Source organism: Lentisphaera araneosa HTCC2155 (genome assembly GCF_000170755.1).
In the GTDB taxonomy this organism is placed as follows: domain Bacteria; phylum Verrucomicrobiota; class Lentisphaeria; order Lentisphaerales; family Lentisphaeraceae; genus Lentisphaera; species Lentisphaera araneosa.
Genome location: NZ_ABCK01000029.1, coordinates 1 through 14911 on the forward strand (window position 1 = coordinate 1; position 14911 = coordinate 14911).

The window sequence follows — 14911 nt, forward strand, 5'->3', positions numbered from 1 at the left end:
ATTTGATAGCACAAGTCGCGTCATGAAATGACTGACACCAATGGTGATGGCAAAATGGATAAATCATCCGTTTTTGTTGATGGACTCTTATTGCCCCGAATGATTCTTCCCCTAGATGATCGCATTCTTATCTGCGAAACAAATACGCTCGATATCTACGCTTATCGTGACACAAATAATGATGGTAAAGCCGATGAAAAGAAGGTCTGGTACAAGGGTGGTCCAAAGCAAGGGAACTTAGAGCATCAAGCCAGTGGTTTAATCTGGAATCTCGATAACTGGATTTATCTTACCAAGGGGACAAAGCGTTTTAAAATTGTGGATGGGAAAGTTATTACGGATGACCGTGGTAATGTCAGTACTCAATGGGGGCTGGCTTGCGATGATGATGGTCATTTTGCCACGGGTCACTCTGGACGAGAAGAAAGTTTTCAGTACTTTCAAACTCCGACAAAATATACGCGAGCAGAATTTCCAAATGAATTAGAAGAAGATTTTAATACAGTTTGGCCGATTGATAATATTCCCGATGCTCAGGGGGGACGCGCGCGTATGCGTGAGGATAATACGCTCAATCATATGACGGCTGCTTGTGGTCATGGTGTATACCGTGGTGAATTGATGCCTGAGTTTTATGGAAACTACCTCATTTGTGAGCCTGTGGGTCGTTTAGTGCGCATGGCAAAAGTCGACAAGAGTGGGGGTTATCGCCAATTGAGTAATCCTTATCCCAAAAGTGAATTTATACGTTCAACAGACGCCAACTTCCGACCTGTAAACCTAAAAACGGGACCCGATGGTGCACTCTATATTGTGGATATGTATCGCGGCATCATTCAAGAGGGAAACTGGACATCGAAGCGCTCTTATCTCCGTGGAGTGATAGATGAGTATGGCTTAGCTAAAAATAAAAAAATGGGGCGTATTTATCGTTTAGTCCCCAAGGGCTACAGTAAGAAATTTGAACATCCAAAATTTTTGGAGATGAGCTCAAAAGAATTGATTCCCTATCTCGGTCATCAAAATGGTAGTGTAAGAACGACCGTCCGCAAATTAATAGTTTTGAGAAATGAAAAAAGCTTACATACAGCTTTGAGAAGCGCTTTAAATCAATCCAAAAATACTCAAGAGCAAATTGAGATTTTGTGGGCGCTCGATGGGCTCGGAGCTATAGGCCCGGGCTTTATGCTAAAGTTTTTGAACAATAAAGCGGATGCTCGTTTAGCTCTCCATGGACTCCAAGCTGCAGATTCCTATTTAGCCAATGCAGATAAAGGCACCCTAAATGCTTTTAATAAGATTCTTGAGAATGAAACGCGACCAGAAATCTTAGCGCAAGCTTATTGGAGTATGATGAGTTATGGTCCCAAAAAGATTGCTGAAAATTTTGTAAAAGAATTTGAGAAGATACATGCGCAAGATCCTGTGCTAAAATTGCATATAGCGCAAAAAGCTAAAAATGATGAAGCTCAGCGCAAGCATCAAGTCTTTCTAGATGCGCTTAAAGGCAAGGGACCAATTTTTGAGAAGGCGATGCAAGCAGGTGAAAAGCATTACAAGGCTTTATGCTTTGCTTGTCATGGTCAAGATGGAGCGGGTGTGCAAATGACCGGGACTGATATGATGTTGGCACCAGCACTAAAAGGCTCTAAAAGAGTGCTTGGATCCCACGATAAACTTGCTCGAATTGTCTTGCATGGTTTAACTGGGCCAATTGATGGAAAGACTTATCCTGGAGCGATGGAGGCCTTAAAGAGTCACGATAATAAGTATCTGGCAGATGTGCTGACTTATATCCGTAACTCTTGGGGTAATTCAGCAAGAATGCTTACAGAAAATGATGTGCGACAGGTACGTAAAAAGTATCGCAAACGCAAGGCACCTTGGACAATAGAAGAGTTAGAAAAGTAACTAGGTTTAGACATTAAAATAATTTGGAGCGTGTTCTTTGAGAAAAATGTCGATCATTTTCATTATTATGAGCCTTCATATGTTTGCATTGAGTGTGGAGAGTCAAGGCAATGAGTCAAAAGCCTCCTTATCTCAGAAGGATGTTAAAGCAGATGATGGCTCGGGAAAAATGCCCGCGTTTAGTTGGGATAAAGTACCGCTTTATTTACATATTAGAAAAAATGAAGCATTTACTTCAGGTGAGCTTAAACTTATTGCAAAATATCCGCTTGTTACTTTTGAAAAAACGACTGGAATGAAAACTTTTGGAGGCTCAGAAAAGGGGACTTTATCTGCGGCTCAATCAGTAAAAGCTTTAAACCCAAATATCAAAATTCTTTATTACTGGAACGTTTTCATCTATTGGGCCAACTTTTATGAAGAGCAAGATAACATAAAATCAATAAAAAATGCTTTTCTTAAAAATAGTAAAGATGGAAGTAAGAAAATTGTTCGAGGACGTTTGCCTGCGTATGATCTAACCAAAAAAACAGTGCGAGATTGGTGGGTAAATCACTGTAAAGAAATGACTGAGCATTCGGCAATTGATGGTCTGTTTTTTGATGCCAATATAAAAGTTCTTTATGATCGTTATGCTAAGGGGGCTCTTGGTAAAAAAAAGAAAGAGAAGCTAGTTGAAGCTTATAAAATAATGATGAATGATGCTCGGGGGGCTGTGGACGAAAACAAGCTTGTAGTCGCTAATATCATACGTGCACTTCTGCCTGCAAGCGGTCTAGAATATATGAACTATTTTGATGGTTCCTATATTGAAGGTTTTTTTCCGAATGCGCCAAGTCCTACTTATGAGGAATACGTCATAAAAGGAATGGATGCTGTTATAAAAGCTGCACAATCTGGGAAGATTATCGCATTTTCTCCCGGATTTAAGAGAGCGCTGACTTCTAAAAATGCTAAAGGCAATATTACCCTGGATGATGTTGACCGTCGAGCAAAGAGCAAAAAAGAAGAGTTGTATAAAATGAGGATGAGTTTAGCAATTTTTCTAATTTGTGCAGAAAAATACAGCTATTTTAATTGTCATGCTTATTCAGCAGAAGAGAAGCCTTTAGATGATAGGTGGTATCCTGAATATGATAAACCTTTGGGGGCTCCAAAAGGCCCAGCAGTGAAAAACGGCTATGTATATACTCGTGAGTTTAAATATGCCTCTGTGTGGGTAGATATTAAAAATCAAAAAAGCAGAATCACCTGGCATGGAGAACAAACAAAATGACAATTAAACTGTATCAATTACGAGATATGGACTTAGTCACTAAAGGAAAAAGGATCAAAATATTCTTTATCACTCTATGTTTTGCTTCGTCGATTGTCTTCGCCGAGATCAAGATAGCGACAATTTTCTCCGATGGTGCGGTGTTACAATGTGAGAAGCCTTTACCCATTTGGGGGTGGGGCAAAGCAGGAGAGGAAGTGAAAGTGTCTTTTGCGGGTCAAAGTCAAAAAACTATTGTTGACGCTAAGGGAAACTGGCAGCTCAAACTCAAGGCCGTTAAGGGTTCTTATAAGCCTTATTCCATGGTGGTTCAAAGTGAGAACTCAAGAATCGTGATAAGAAATATAGTCGTTGGTGAAGTTTGGTTTTGCAGTGGTCAGTCTAACATGATGTACACTCTCGAAATGTTATCTCTTAAAACTAAAGATGTGGGTTATGAATCAGTACTCAAGTTTATGAAGGATGAAAAAGAACAGGCAAAAGATGAATTTTTACGTCAAATCAAAGTGCCCAATGTCGCCTCAGCACTCGAGACAAAAAAAGACTTCGAAGGTCAATGGCTTGCGTCGACACCGCAAAATAACGGAAGTTTTTCGGGAACGGCTTATTTCTTTGCTAAGCAACTGCGTCAGCATCTTGATCGCCCTGTCGGTATTGTAAATGTGACTTGGGGAGGCAAACGTATTGAATCCTTTATCCCCCCTTCTGAGTTTAATCAGGCGATTCATAAGCAATTGCTAACAAAAATCCAAAAACAAGTCAAATCCTACGATGCTCAATTAGCGTCAAAAAAATATCAGCAAGCCATGGTAAAATATCGTGAGGCTATAAAGCTCAATCGCAAAAAAGGGCTTCCGAGACCTAAGCGTCCCATCATGAGCGTTGTGCCATCCGCAAATTCGGCAACACCAGCTTCGATTTTTAATGGAATGGTCAACCCGGTCATTCCCTACGCGATTCGTGGAGCAATATGGTATCAGGGTGAGTCGCATAATCCCAATAGGGTCGAAGCACACCGTGGACTTCTTAAAAGTCTTATTCGTGGATGGAGAGCAAAGTGGCAGCAGGGAAACTTTCCCGTGTATTTTTGTCAGTTAGCTAATTTAGGAGAGTCTTTAAAAGAGCCCTTGCAGAAGAAAAATACTTGGGTGGAAATTAGTAATCAACTACGTCTCGGATTGGAAATTTCGAATACAGGTATGGCGGTCCTTCACGATATAGGGCAAGTTAAAGATATTCATCCGGTCAACAAAGTTGATGTGGGGAAAAGGCTTTCGCGTTGGGCCTTGCATGATACTTACCAAATTAACAATATTGTACCGAGTGGCCCTTTGTTTCAATCGGCAGAACGGAAAGGAGCGACTGTGATTGTTCATTTCAATTATAGTGAAAGTGGGTTAATCGTTGGAAAAAAACAGCTTCTTGAACCTGTAAAACCTGTCGAAAGAAAATTATCCGGCTTTGAGCTTTGTGGTGAAGATGGGGTATGGAAATATGCCACAGCAAAAATAATCAATCCAAATCAAGTATTACTCAGTCACAAGGACATAGTTAAGCCTAGAGGCGTAAGGTATGCTTGGCAGCAAAATCCAGCGAATGCTAATTTATATAATAAAGCAGGGCTCCCCACCGCCATCTTTTCAACAACTAAGGTTAGTTCCAAATGATTAACAATATGATTTTCTTTCAGTTCATTTTTATAATTTCGATGACTTTGTGTTCTATGGCAAAGCAATCGAAATCGCCTAATATTATTTTTATTCTTACCGATGACCAAGGTTATGGTGATATGGCCGTACATGGTCACCCTTATTTAGAAACACCGAATATGGATCGGCTACATTCTGAGAGCGTACGCTTTGATCGCTTTTATGTGAGTCCTTCATGTTCGCCTACTCGTGCAGCTCTGATGACGGGAATGCATGAATTTCGCAATGGAGTGACACATACGGTTCAGCCTCGTGAAAAGCTTTACAAGGGTGCGTTGACGATAGCCGATATTCTTAAGGAAGGAGGCTACAAAACGGGCTTTGTGGGTAAATGGCACTTGGGTAACGACAAAGGTTATGCACCGCAATATCGCGGTTTTGATTGGTATGCGAAGAACGCAAAAGGGCCCCACAATCATTTTGATGTGGAGATGATTCGCAATGGCAAACGTTTTCAAACAAAGGGTTTTCGCGAGGACGCCTTTTTTGATGAAGCAATGACTTTTATGAAAGAAGCGGGCGAGCAGCCGTTCTTTCTCTATCTTTGTACCTATTCCCCTCACACCCCCTTGGGAGCTCCTGAGGATTTATTGAAGAAATACAAGGCTAAAGGACTCAACGATAATCACGCCGCTTATTTGGCCATGATTGAAAACATAGACGATAACCTTGGGCGTTTAGATCAATTTCTAAAAAAAGAAAACTTATACGACGATACCATACTAATTTTCATGAATGACAATGGTGTTACAGTGGGACTCGATGTTTATAATGCTGACATGCGTGGTCCCAAGTGCACCATTTGGGAAGGGGGCACACGAGCCTTTTCTTTGTGGCGCTGGCCAAAAAAATGGCAGCCCAAGACAGTGGAAAACTTAACGGCTCACCTCGACGTTTTACCGACGCTCTGTGAATTAGCAGGAGTCGATGTTCCTGAAAAAGTACAGGGTGAACTCGAGGGTTATAGTTTAAGCCCCTTACTCAATGGCAAGGATTGGGAGCATAATAATCGTTTGCTCTTTCATAATGTGGGACGTTGGCCCAGTGGCACAGCAGCAGCCCATAAAAACGCTATGTGCGGAATTCGCAAAGGCAACTTCCTGCTGGTTCATAGCCAAGGTTGTGAGGATCCCATTTGTGAAAAATACCCCAGCCAATGTACGACACTGCGCAATGTGGCGAAGGGTTTCAAACACGCCACTTACACAAAGACGAATGCCCAGTTTCATTGGGGAGTTTCAGAGGGTTGGCAGCTCTATGATGTCAAAAAGGATCCAAGCAATCTAAATGATCTTGCAAACGCTCACCCTGAACTCGTGGATGAACTTAAACAAGCTTATAGTAAATGGTGGGATAAGCAGTTTCCTGTTATGGTGAAACGCGGTGGTGACGAGGGTAATCCAGATGCCAATAAGCGTGGTAAAAAGTAATAGTAAGAGCGCTCACTGGAACCGCCAAGCTCCAGCTTGGCAATTGCGTATAGGAAAGATCGCTGCCCTGACAGATCGGGCTTCGCCTGCAGTTGGCAGAATGAAGCATTACTAGGTAAAAGTTGGGGCTTAATATTGATGAATAGATTGAGTCCTGAAGGGATGATATATAATTAGCCCGGGGTGTGAACCCCGGGAAAATGCGCAACAAATTAATGGAGCCCTGAAGGGTTGGCAGCTCTTCGATGTTAAAAAAGATCCGGTATATTTTCACGTCTCAGACATTTATATTTTCGTGTCTCAGACACTTGAATTGTCAGCTGTGATTCGTTAAATTTCATGTAGTTCTCCTACTTATTTACTATATTCCAAGTCACTGCACTTAAGCGAGTCCTAATATCTTTGAGTACTTGCAAAATAGCCTGATCACTTGCTAATTCCCCATATACTAAGTCCTTGAACTGACCATGATACACTACTTTGAGCTCTTGCCATACGCTTTCGACATCATTGAAAATCAAAGATTCTATGGGGTGATGACTTAGCCAAGTATTATTATTTCTAAAACTCCGATAGTCGTCTCTAGCAACTTTTATGAGGAGTTCAATAAACCCCTCTGAATTAAAAAAAAATCTTAAGTCAGGATCTTCTAAAAGCTTACATAAGTCATATATGTGCCTGATCTTGTTTTTCAGGTCATTCATGGCATTTTCACTATGAGAAAAGCGAAGCAAACTCATTATTTTTTCACATAGAGTTCGAGTTGGATTTAAGACCTGAAGTTCAAAAGGCTCCAGCCCATACTCCTTCACCATAGCTTCTTGCTCCGTATGCATCATCATTTCATAGATATACGAACTGATGTTTTTTGTCATATAAGGTTCATAATAGCCCAGCCAGGTAGCTTCCAGGACTATAAATTCTCGTGCTTGGCCAAAATCGCCTTGAAATTGCTGCGCATATTCATGTGCCGTTTTACGGTTCATTCCCCGCTTTATCGTCAAGCCTTCGACTTCGTGTTCAGGCATCGTCTGATTAATCAACTGACTAATAGCGCGGATTTTCTTCTTAAGCTGATTATCACTTTCTCCCTCTTGGTGCTTAACGACCAAATCAATATCCTCAGAAAAACGATCGATCAAATCAAAGCATTTGGATAAGGATGTCCCCCCTTTAAACACTGTATATTCAGCTAGAGTCTCATTCGAAAATATTTCTAGTAAGGCATAAACCACCCAATAATCTTTTTCTATAAAGATCTCAAGCATCCCCATGCGCTGGGCCGTTGCCCGAACAGCTTGTTGAAAAAGCTCGCCATTTTCGTGCAAATTCATTGAATTCTCCAATCATCCGCACTCTTCAGCTCTCGTGTTACATCCGCAATCTTGTAAGTTGTTATGGGGTTTAAACTCTTTTTCAATGCACTCGTCATTTCCTCTCGTCCCAGATCACACAAAAAGGCTCCTAATAGAGCGCGACTTGCTGGTGGGTACTTCAACGCAAGATCAAGTATTTTTTTCATGTCTTCCTCTGAGAGTTCACCTAAAAGTACCTTGAGTCGCAGGCAAAGATCGCGAGTATTGCTGTCGGGAATTTTCTTTATCAGTCGCAGGCAATCCAGTAATTGTAACAAGGCAATATTTTCTTCGAGGATGATGTTTTTTTGCTTGAGAAAAGTTACTGAGTATATGCCACGTTTAAAGCTAGAGCGCACTTCATTCCTGCCGATTTGGATACTGCTGCTAAGCTGTGTCGTTAAGCCCAGCTTGTTAAAAATGCTTAAGCCCGTCAAATAACCAATGCGCTGACCATCTTTTTCGAGTAAATCCTTTACAATTTCATACTGATTGGGAGCCAAAACGCCAAAGGGACTCGCTTCGGCTTTAAAAAACTTACCCTTAGATAACTTGCAAAGACAACCTGATTGCACCATCCGATTCAAGGCCTTGATTACGGATTCTTTACCATCGACCTTATCCATGAACTCGAGATAGCTAAATACATAGCCATCGGCAAAGCTCTCGATCTTTTCTCTTATGTAAGCAGTGTTTTTCATCAGAAGTCTAAATTACTTGGCTTAAAACTTATGTCCAGTTTTTTCATGTATTTACTGGACATTATTAGGGTTTCCTAAGTCCTTCAGGGCAAATGTATCAGCTATATCTAGCTTGCATTTTTGCGTCTCAGATAACTAAGTCCTATGTAGCTAAGGGTTTCAAGCACGCCACTTATACAAAGACGAATGCTCAGTTTCATTGGGGAGTTTCAGATGCTTGGCAGCTCTTTGATGTCAAAAAGGATCCAAGCAATCTATATGATCTTGCGAATGCTCACCCTGAACTCGTGGATGAACTTAAACAAGCTTACAGTAAATGGTGGGATAAGCAGTTTCCTGTTATGGTGAAACGCGGTGGTGACGAGGGTAATCCAGATGCCAATAAGCGTGGTAAGAAATAAGCTATTGATCTGGCAACAAGATAGATAAAAAGATGTCAATTTTAGTGTCAAAGGAATAATATAGCTCAAGGCTGTCGAGGCAGTGTGGAAAATACTTTAAAGGTGCAGAGCACCGATAGATATTAGCGTGTGGCGTTAGCCACACGAATGGGGAAATAGTTTTTATCTGCCCGTATGGCAATACCTCGCGGATGTGAGTCCGGCATAGAGTGTCGGACCCAAGCTTGGGCCCTAGATTAATTCCCAACCCATTTTCATGCCCCTAACGGAGCATGCTAGATTCTAGCAGGCTCACACGTGAGCCCTGGTAATTTAGATATTCTGAGTCATGCTGTTTCGATGTATGCTAAAAGTTGTCGACCCTAATTCCTTTATGATGTGTTTTTCACACAGTCCCTAATGAACTATGTTGATATATACCGTTCCTTCAGAACTCTCAGTTGATCAATAGTTATGAATAATGTTAAAAATATAAGACCAAAAGTAATCTCTGTTAGATGGCGGTGTAGTAGCTCTAAATTAATCAAATTATTGGAGTTCTTTTATGGCTAAACTACTCAGTTTGTGCATCTTCTTTTTTTCCTTATCGGCTTTTGCGGATAAGCCTAATGTGGTATTAATCTTTGCGGATGACCAGGGCTATGGCGACTTGAGTTGTTTTGGTTCTGAGACTATTAAGACCCCCTATATTGACCAAATGGCTAAGGAGGGACGTAAATTCACTAGCTTTATGGTGGCCTCCCCAGTTTGCACCCCTTCTCGTGCAGCTTTATTAACGGGGAGTTATCCCAAGCGAGTTGGACTTCACAAGGGAGTTCTTTTTCCTCAATCTACTACAGGTCTAAATCCTGCCGAATACACGATTGGCGATCATTTTAAATCTTTGGGTTATGCAACGGCCTGTTATGGGAAATGGCATTTGGGACATCATCCTGAAACATTGCCAATCAGCAATGGTTTTGATGAATACTATGGCATCCCTTATTCGAATGATATGAATCATCCGGATAATAAAAATAAGCCGAAGGGCGGACCTGGTGGAATGGACCTTCTTTGGAATGATCCCGAATCGACTCTTACCAAATGGCAGACACCACTTATGGAAGGAGCTAAAATTGTTGAAATCCCTGTGGATCAACGTACGGTGACTCGCCGTTATACTGATAAAGCCATCAGCTTTATTGAAAGAAATAAGGAAAAATCCTTCTTTATTTACCTGCCTCACTCCATGCCGCATATTCCTCTTTATGTTCCCGACGAAATTCGCGATCCTGATCCGAAAAATGCCTACATCAATGTGATTGAGCATATGGATGACCAAGTGGGACGCATTACAAAAAAACTTAAAGAACTCGGCTTAGATAAAAACACAATTGTGATTTACACGACCGATAATGGTCCTTGGCTTCCATTCAAACATCACGGCGGATCTGCAGGTGAATTAAGAGATGGTAAAGGCTCAACTTTTGAAGGTGGCCAGCGCGTCCCTTGCGTGATGTGGGCACCAGGTTTGATTCCCGCAGGCACGGAAACAAACGAGCTCATGACAACTATCGATTTACTCCCTTCCTTGGCAGCATTGAGTTCTTCCACTCTACCTGGAAAGAATAAAATCGATGGCATTGATCAATCAGCACTTATTACTGGTAAAGCAGAAAGGAGTGCTAGAAATGAATTCATTTATTACTCAAGAAGTGGTGATCTAGAAGGCCTTCGTCAGGGCAAATGGAAGCTCTTAGTCAAGGGGCCCAAAAAATCTAAGAAAAGTAAAAAGTCCAATAAAGAAGCCAAAGTAACAATCTACCTTTTTGACCTTGAAGCGGATGTCGCTGAGCAAAATAACCTCGCGGATCAAAACCCTGAACTTGTTGCAAAACTCAAAACGCGTATGCAAGAACTCGATGCAGAAATCACGGCTAACGCTCGACCTGTTTGGGTGAAGAAGTAAGTGTAGGCGACAGTCAGTTTTGGAGGAGCTTTAGCCAAGCTATTAATTCGGCACAATATAGATTGAAAAATGTCAGTTTTAATGCCGAAGGCATGATATAGTACGCCTATGCGTACACAACATCAGCGAGGTGAAAGACCTCGTCAGGGTTGACCGTCAGCCCTGTAGTCGAAGTCAACTGCGTCGTTGTGAAACGGGGTGGGTAGTAGGGCCTAGACGAAATATCAGTCCGTAGGATGACGAACGCGTTTCGGCCGGTCAGGGTGTCGAGCCTGCTATATCATGGCGAAGACCAGAGAGCGGGAGGAAGAGCTGCGTAGCCTGAGGGCGAAGTAAGCCAACTGCTCAAGTTATACACGCTGAAGAAAGGCGGAAAGAAAAGCGGTGTATAGACGCTGACAGGTGTTTGGTGACGGAATGGTGTGAAGGTGTTGTGGATCAAGTAGGGAGACCTGTGTGGGCAGTACGGATTAATCCGCCACGCAGGAGTCAGAGCCCTCATAGTAGCGATGAAGGTGGTGAAAGTCACTGGAGCAAAGGGGGGCAGGAAGGTGAAACTGAGAAGAAAAGAATAGAAGGAATATAAGAATGTCAGAAATGGCTAAACAAATATTACGACGAGATGAACGCTTTGTTGAAATACAAGCGTGGGCGTCACCTTCTGTCTGGACGGATCAGATGCTGAAAACTCTTCATAGAGGAGTTGAAAGAGGCAAGTGGTACAGCTTATCAGATAAGCTGATGCGTAAGAATAATATTATGGAGGCTTGGGAGAAAGTGTGTTCAAATAAGGGCAAACATGGAGTGGACATGGTATCAATCGAGCGCTACGAATCAGAGCTGGAGTATAATAATGCTAAGCTTCTCGAAGAACTGCAAGATGGAAGGTATGATCCCAGTGCAGTGCGCCGAGTGGAAATCCCAAAAGGTGATGGTCGAAAGACCAGACCTTTGGGAATACCCACAGTGCGTGATCGAGTAGTTCAAACAGCTCTGAAACATGTGATAGAGCCGATATTCGATATCGACTTCTCGCCCTACAGTTTTGGATTTCGTCCAAAGCTGGGTTGCAAGGATGCACTTAGACGAGTGAATGAATTGTTAAAGCAGGGCTATCTCTATGTTATGGATGCCGACATCCAAAGCTACTTCGATACTATACCACATGAGAAACTCATGAGTCGAGTCAAGGAAAAGATCATTGATGGTAAAATTCTTGATCTGATCGAACAATTCCTCAAAGCCAATATCTTTGATGGTCTCAAACATTGGGAACCTGAAGAAGGTACACCGCAGGGAGGAATTATCAGTCCTCTGTTAGCAAATATCTATCTTGATCTCTTTGATCACAAGATGACCGAGGCTGGATTCGAGATAGTGCGCTATGCAGACGATTTCCTGATCATGTGTAAAAGTAAAGAATCAGCCAAAAGGGCATTGCGCAAAACGCGAAGGTGGATGAAAGCCAATGGGCTGAAACTTCATCCAGAAAAAACGCGAATTGCCGACATGACAGAGAAGTGCGAGTACTTCGAGTTTCTCGGATACCATTTCGAGAGAACGCGAAATACACATCGCATTAAACGTTGGCCAAGGAAGCAGAGCCTGAAGAAATGCAAAGATGCCATACGCAAGAAAACGAGGAGAAGCAATAAGGACTCAATAGAGGACATAATTGCTTACCTTCGGCCAAATCTTCTCGGATGGTATCAATACTTCAAGCACTCCACTGTGTATGCAATGCGAGGTATAGATGAATTTACACGCAGAAGACTGCGCAGTATTATAGCCAAATATAATCGCAAGAAAGGTTCTCATCGCATGATTGATACTCGTAAATACAATAAAGCCTACTTTACAGATCTAGGCTTCTTTTCACTGGAGGAAGCCTGGAAACTGGAATTTCAGTCTCTTCGGAGTAAGCACTGACTGGAGAGCCGTATGCGGGAGAACCGCACGTACGGTTCGGAAGGAGGGGAGACTCCGCAAGGAGTCTTCCCTACCCTTATGTACGCCTATGCGTACACAACATCAGCGAGGTGAAAGACCTCGTCAGGGTTGACCGTCAGCCCTGTAGTCGAAGTCAACTGCGTCGTTGTGAAACGGGGTGGGTAGTAGGGCCTAGACGAAATATCAGTCCGTAGGATGACGAACGCGTTTCGGCCGGTCAGGGTGTCGAGCCTGCTATATCATGGCGAAGACCAGAGAGCGGGAGGAAGAGCTGCGTAGCCTGAGGGCGAAGTAAGCCAACTGCTCAAGTTATACACGCTGAAGAAAGGCGGAAAGAAAAGCGGTGTATAGACGCTGACAGGTGTTTGGTGACGGAATGGTGTGAAGGTGTTGTGGATCAAGTAGGGAGACCTGTGTGGGCAGTACGGATTAATCCGCCACGCAGGAGTCAGAGCCCTCATAGTAGCGATGAAGGTGGTGAAAGTCACTGGAGCAAAGGGGGGCAGGAAGGTGAAACTGAGAAGAAAAGAATAGAAGGAATATAAGAATGTCAGAAATGGCTAAACAAATATTACGACGAGATGAACGCTTTGTTGAAATACAAGCGTGGGCGTCACCTTCTGTCTGGACGGATCAGATGCTGAAAACTCTTCATAGAGGAGTTGAAAGAGGCAAGTGGTACAGCTTATCAGATAAGCTGATGCGTAAGAATAATATTATGGAGGCTTGGGAGAAAGTGTGTTCAAATAAGGGCAAACATGGAGTGGACATGGTATCAATCGAGCGCTACGAATCAGAGCTGGAGTATAATAATGCTAAGCTTCTCGAAGAACTGCAAGATGGAAGGTATGATCCCAGTGCAGTGCGCCGAGTGGAAATCCCAAAAGGTGATGGTCGAAAGACCAGACCTTTGGGAATACCCACAGTGCGTGATCGAGTAGTTCAAACAGCTCTGAAACATGTGATAGAGCCGATATTCGATATCGACTTCTCGCCCTACAGTTTTGGATTTCGTCCAAAGCTGGGTTGCAAGGATGCACTTAGACGAGTGAATGAATTGTTAAAGCAGGGCTATCTCTATGTTATGGATGCCGACATCCAAAGCTACTTCGATACTATACCACATGAGAAACTCATGAGTCGAGTCAAGGAAAAGATCATTGATGGTAAAATTCTTGATCTGATCGAACAATTCCTCAAAGCCAATATCTTTGATGGTCTCAAACATTGGGAACCTGAAGAAGGTACACCGCAGGGAGGAATTATCAGTCCTCTGTTAGCAAATATCTATCTTGATCTCTTTGATCACAAGATGACCGAGGCTGGATTCGAGATAGTGCGCTATGCAGACGATTTCCTGATCATGTGTAAAAGTAAAGAATCAGCCAAAAGGGCATTGCGCAAAACGCGAAGGTGGATGAAAGCCAATGGGCTGAAACTTCATCCAGAAAAAACGCGAATTGCCGACATGACAGAGAAGTGCGAGTACTTCGAGTTTCTCGGATACCATTTCGAGAGAACGCGAAATACACATCGCATTAAACGTTGGCCAAGGAAGCAGAGCCTGAAGAAATGCAAAGATGCCATACGCAAGAAAACGAGGAGAAGCAATAAGGACTCAATAGAGGACATAATTGCTTACCTTCGGCCAAATCTTCTCGGATGGTATCAATACTTCAAGCACTCCACTGTGTATGCAATGCGAGGTATAGATGAATTTACACGCAGAAGACTGCGCAGTATTATAGCCAAATATAATCGCAAGAAAGGTTCTCATCGCATGATTGATACTCGTAAATACAATAAAGCCTACTTTACAGATCTAGGCTTCTTTTCACTGGAGGAAGCCTGGAAACTGGAATTTCAGTCTCTTCGGAGTAAGCACTGACTGGAGAGCCGTATGCGGGAGAACCGCACGTACGGTTCGGAAGGAGGGGAGACTCCGCAAGGAGTCTTCCCTACCCTTATATATAGCCCAAGTGCGTCAGCCTTGGGGATAATGACAAAAGTTCATTCATGCGAATGCTGTAAGTATGAAATAGAGATCTATACCGTTCCTTCAGAACTCAATTACTTTTTCAAAAATCACAGACCTAGTTCTGACGAACTAGGCTGATCTATACCGTTCCTTCAGAACTCGAAGTCCATCAATTACTCGCCGAATTAATAGAGCTTGGTGTTCCCAGGAATACTGTCACTCTTTAGTCTTGTTCTTAGTTTGTCCCGCTTC

The 14911-nt window shown here is 42.6% G+C and carries 12 protein-coding genes; 10 read left to right on the forward strand and 2 right to left on the reverse strand.

Annotated elements, in window-relative coordinates; translation table 11 throughout:
* Positions 1 to 27: 27 nt before the first annotated feature.
* From LNTAR_RS20640 to LNTAR_RS20655, 4 genes are read left to right on the forward strand one after another with little or no spacing between them, the layout of a single operon-like run.
* Positions 28 to 1911 (forward strand): DUF7133 domain-containing protein, encoded by a 1884-nt coding sequence (locus LNTAR_RS20640; protein WP_007280707.1) that lies wholly within the window; start codon positions 28 to 30, stop codon positions 1909 to 1911.
* 46 nt (positions 1912 to 1957) lie between these two features.
* The gene (locus LNTAR_RS20645; RefSeq protein WP_007280708.1) at positions 1958 to 3187 is read left to right on the forward strand and encodes a putative glycoside hydrolase; all 1230 of its coding nucleotides are present in this window, start codon (positions 1958 to 1960) and stop codon (positions 3185 to 3187) included.
* The gene (locus tag LNTAR_RS20650; protein ID WP_007280709.1) at positions 3184 to 4854 is read left to right on the forward strand and encodes a sialate O-acetylesterase; all 1671 of its coding nucleotides are present in this window, start codon (positions 3184 to 3186) and stop codon (positions 4852 to 4854) included. Before LNTAR_RS20645 ends, LNTAR_RS20650 begins: the two co-directional genes overlap by 4 nt.
* Positions 4851 to 6326: an arylsulfatase gene (locus LNTAR_RS20655; protein WP_007280710.1), complete on the forward strand. Its 1476-nt coding sequence runs from the start codon at positions 4851 to 4853 to the stop codon at positions 6324 to 6326. The genes LNTAR_RS20650 and LNTAR_RS20655 overlap by 4 nt, the downstream gene beginning before the upstream one ends.
* Before the next feature lie 350 nt (positions 6327 to 6676).
* Here LNTAR_RS20655 and LNTAR_RS20660 read toward each other — a convergent pair whose 3' ends face one another.
* Together LNTAR_RS20660 and LNTAR_RS20665 are read right to left on the reverse strand one after the other, a co-directional pair.
* Positions 6677 to 7660 carry a nucleotidyl transferase AbiEii/AbiGii toxin family protein gene (locus LNTAR_RS20660; protein WP_007280711.1) on the reverse strand — a complete coding sequence of 328 codons (984 nt, stop codon included), beginning with the start codon at positions 7658 to 7660 and terminating at the stop codon, positions 6677 to 6679.
* Positions 7657 to 8382 carry a DUF6088 family protein gene (locus LNTAR_RS20665; RefSeq protein ID WP_007280712.1) on the reverse strand — a complete coding sequence of 242 codons (726 nt, stop codon included), beginning with the start codon at positions 8380 to 8382 and terminating at the stop codon, positions 7657 to 7659. The genes LNTAR_RS20660 and LNTAR_RS20665 overlap by 4 nt, the downstream gene beginning before the upstream one ends.
* A gap of 92 nt (positions 8383 to 8474) precedes the next feature.
* Here LNTAR_RS20665 and LNTAR_RS20670 point away from each other — a divergent pair, with 92 nt between their 5' ends.
* The 6 genes from LNTAR_RS20670 (at position 8475) to ltrA (LNTAR_RS20685) (ending at position 14569) form a co-directional block, all read left to right on the forward strand.
* Positions 8475 to 8783: a hypothetical protein gene (locus tag LNTAR_RS20670; protein ID WP_007280713.1), complete on the forward strand. Its 309-nt coding sequence runs from the start codon at positions 8475 to 8477 to the stop codon at positions 8781 to 8783.
* A 544-nt stretch (positions 8784 to 9327) separates the two neighbouring features.
* Positions 9328 to 10731 carry a sulfatase family protein gene (locus tag LNTAR_RS20675; protein ID WP_007280714.1) on the forward strand — a complete coding sequence of 468 codons (1404 nt, stop codon included), beginning with the start codon at positions 9328 to 9330 and terminating at the stop codon, positions 10729 to 10731.
* Positions 10732 to 11140: 409 nt separating this feature from the next.
* Positions 11141 to 11317, forward strand: coding sequence for a hypothetical protein (locus LNTAR_RS27375; protein WP_007276686.1), 177 nt, complete (start codon positions 11141 to 11143; stop codon positions 11315 to 11317).
* A gap of 2 nt (positions 11318 to 11319) precedes the next feature.
* Positions 11320 to 12660: a group II intron reverse transcriptase/maturase gene (gene ltrA / locus LNTAR_RS20680; protein ID WP_007276687.1), complete on the forward strand. Its 1341-nt coding sequence runs from the start codon at positions 11320 to 11322 to the stop codon at positions 12658 to 12660.
* Between the two features lie 389 nt (positions 12661 to 13049).
* Positions 13050 to 13226: a hypothetical protein gene (locus LNTAR_RS27380; RefSeq protein ID WP_007276686.1), complete on the forward strand. Its 177-nt coding sequence runs from the start codon at positions 13050 to 13052 to the stop codon at positions 13224 to 13226.
* A 2-nt stretch (positions 13227 to 13228) separates the two neighbouring features.
* Positions 13229 to 14569, forward strand: coding sequence for a group II intron reverse transcriptase/maturase (gene ltrA, locus LNTAR_RS20685; protein ID WP_007276687.1), 1341 nt, complete (start codon positions 13229 to 13231; stop codon positions 14567 to 14569).
* The last annotated feature ends 342 nt before the right edge of the window (positions 14570 to 14911 follow it).

Coding starts and splice junctions, on each gene's coding strand:
- LNTAR_RS20675 (WP_007280714.1), top strand. CDS start 9,328: ATGGCTAAACTACTCAGTTTGTGCATCTTCTTTTTTTCCTTATCGGCT.
- LNTAR_RS20645 (WP_007280708.1), top strand. CDS start 1,958: ATGTCGATCATTTTCATTATTATGAGCCTTCATATGTTTGCATTGAGT.
- LNTAR_RS20640 (WP_007280707.1), top strand. CDS start 28: ATGACTGACACCAATGGTGATGGCAAAATGGATAAATCATCCGTTTTT.
- LNTAR_RS20655 (WP_007280710.1), top strand. CDS start 4,851: ATGATTAACAATATGATTTTCTTTCAGTTCATTTTTATAATTTCGATG.
- LNTAR_RS20660 (WP_007280711.1), bottom strand. CDS start 7,660: ATGAATTTGCACGAAAATGGCGAGCTTTTTCAACAAGCTGTTCGGGCA.
- LNTAR_RS20670 (WP_007280713.1), top strand. CDS start 8,475: ATGTATCAGCTATATCTAGCTTGCATTTTTGCGTCTCAGATAACTAAG.
- ltrA (WP_007276687.1), top strand. CDS start 13,229: ATGTCAGAAATGGCTAAACAAATATTACGACGAGATGAACGCTTTGTT.
- ltrA (WP_007276687.1), top strand. CDS start 11,320: ATGTCAGAAATGGCTAAACAAATATTACGACGAGATGAACGCTTTGTT.
- LNTAR_RS20650 (WP_007280709.1), top strand. CDS start 3,184: ATGACAATTAAACTGTATCAATTACGAGATATGGACTTAGTCACTAAA.
- LNTAR_RS20665 (WP_007280712.1), bottom strand. CDS start 8,382: ATGAAAAACACTGCTTACATAAGAGAAAAGATCGAGAGCTTTGCCGAT.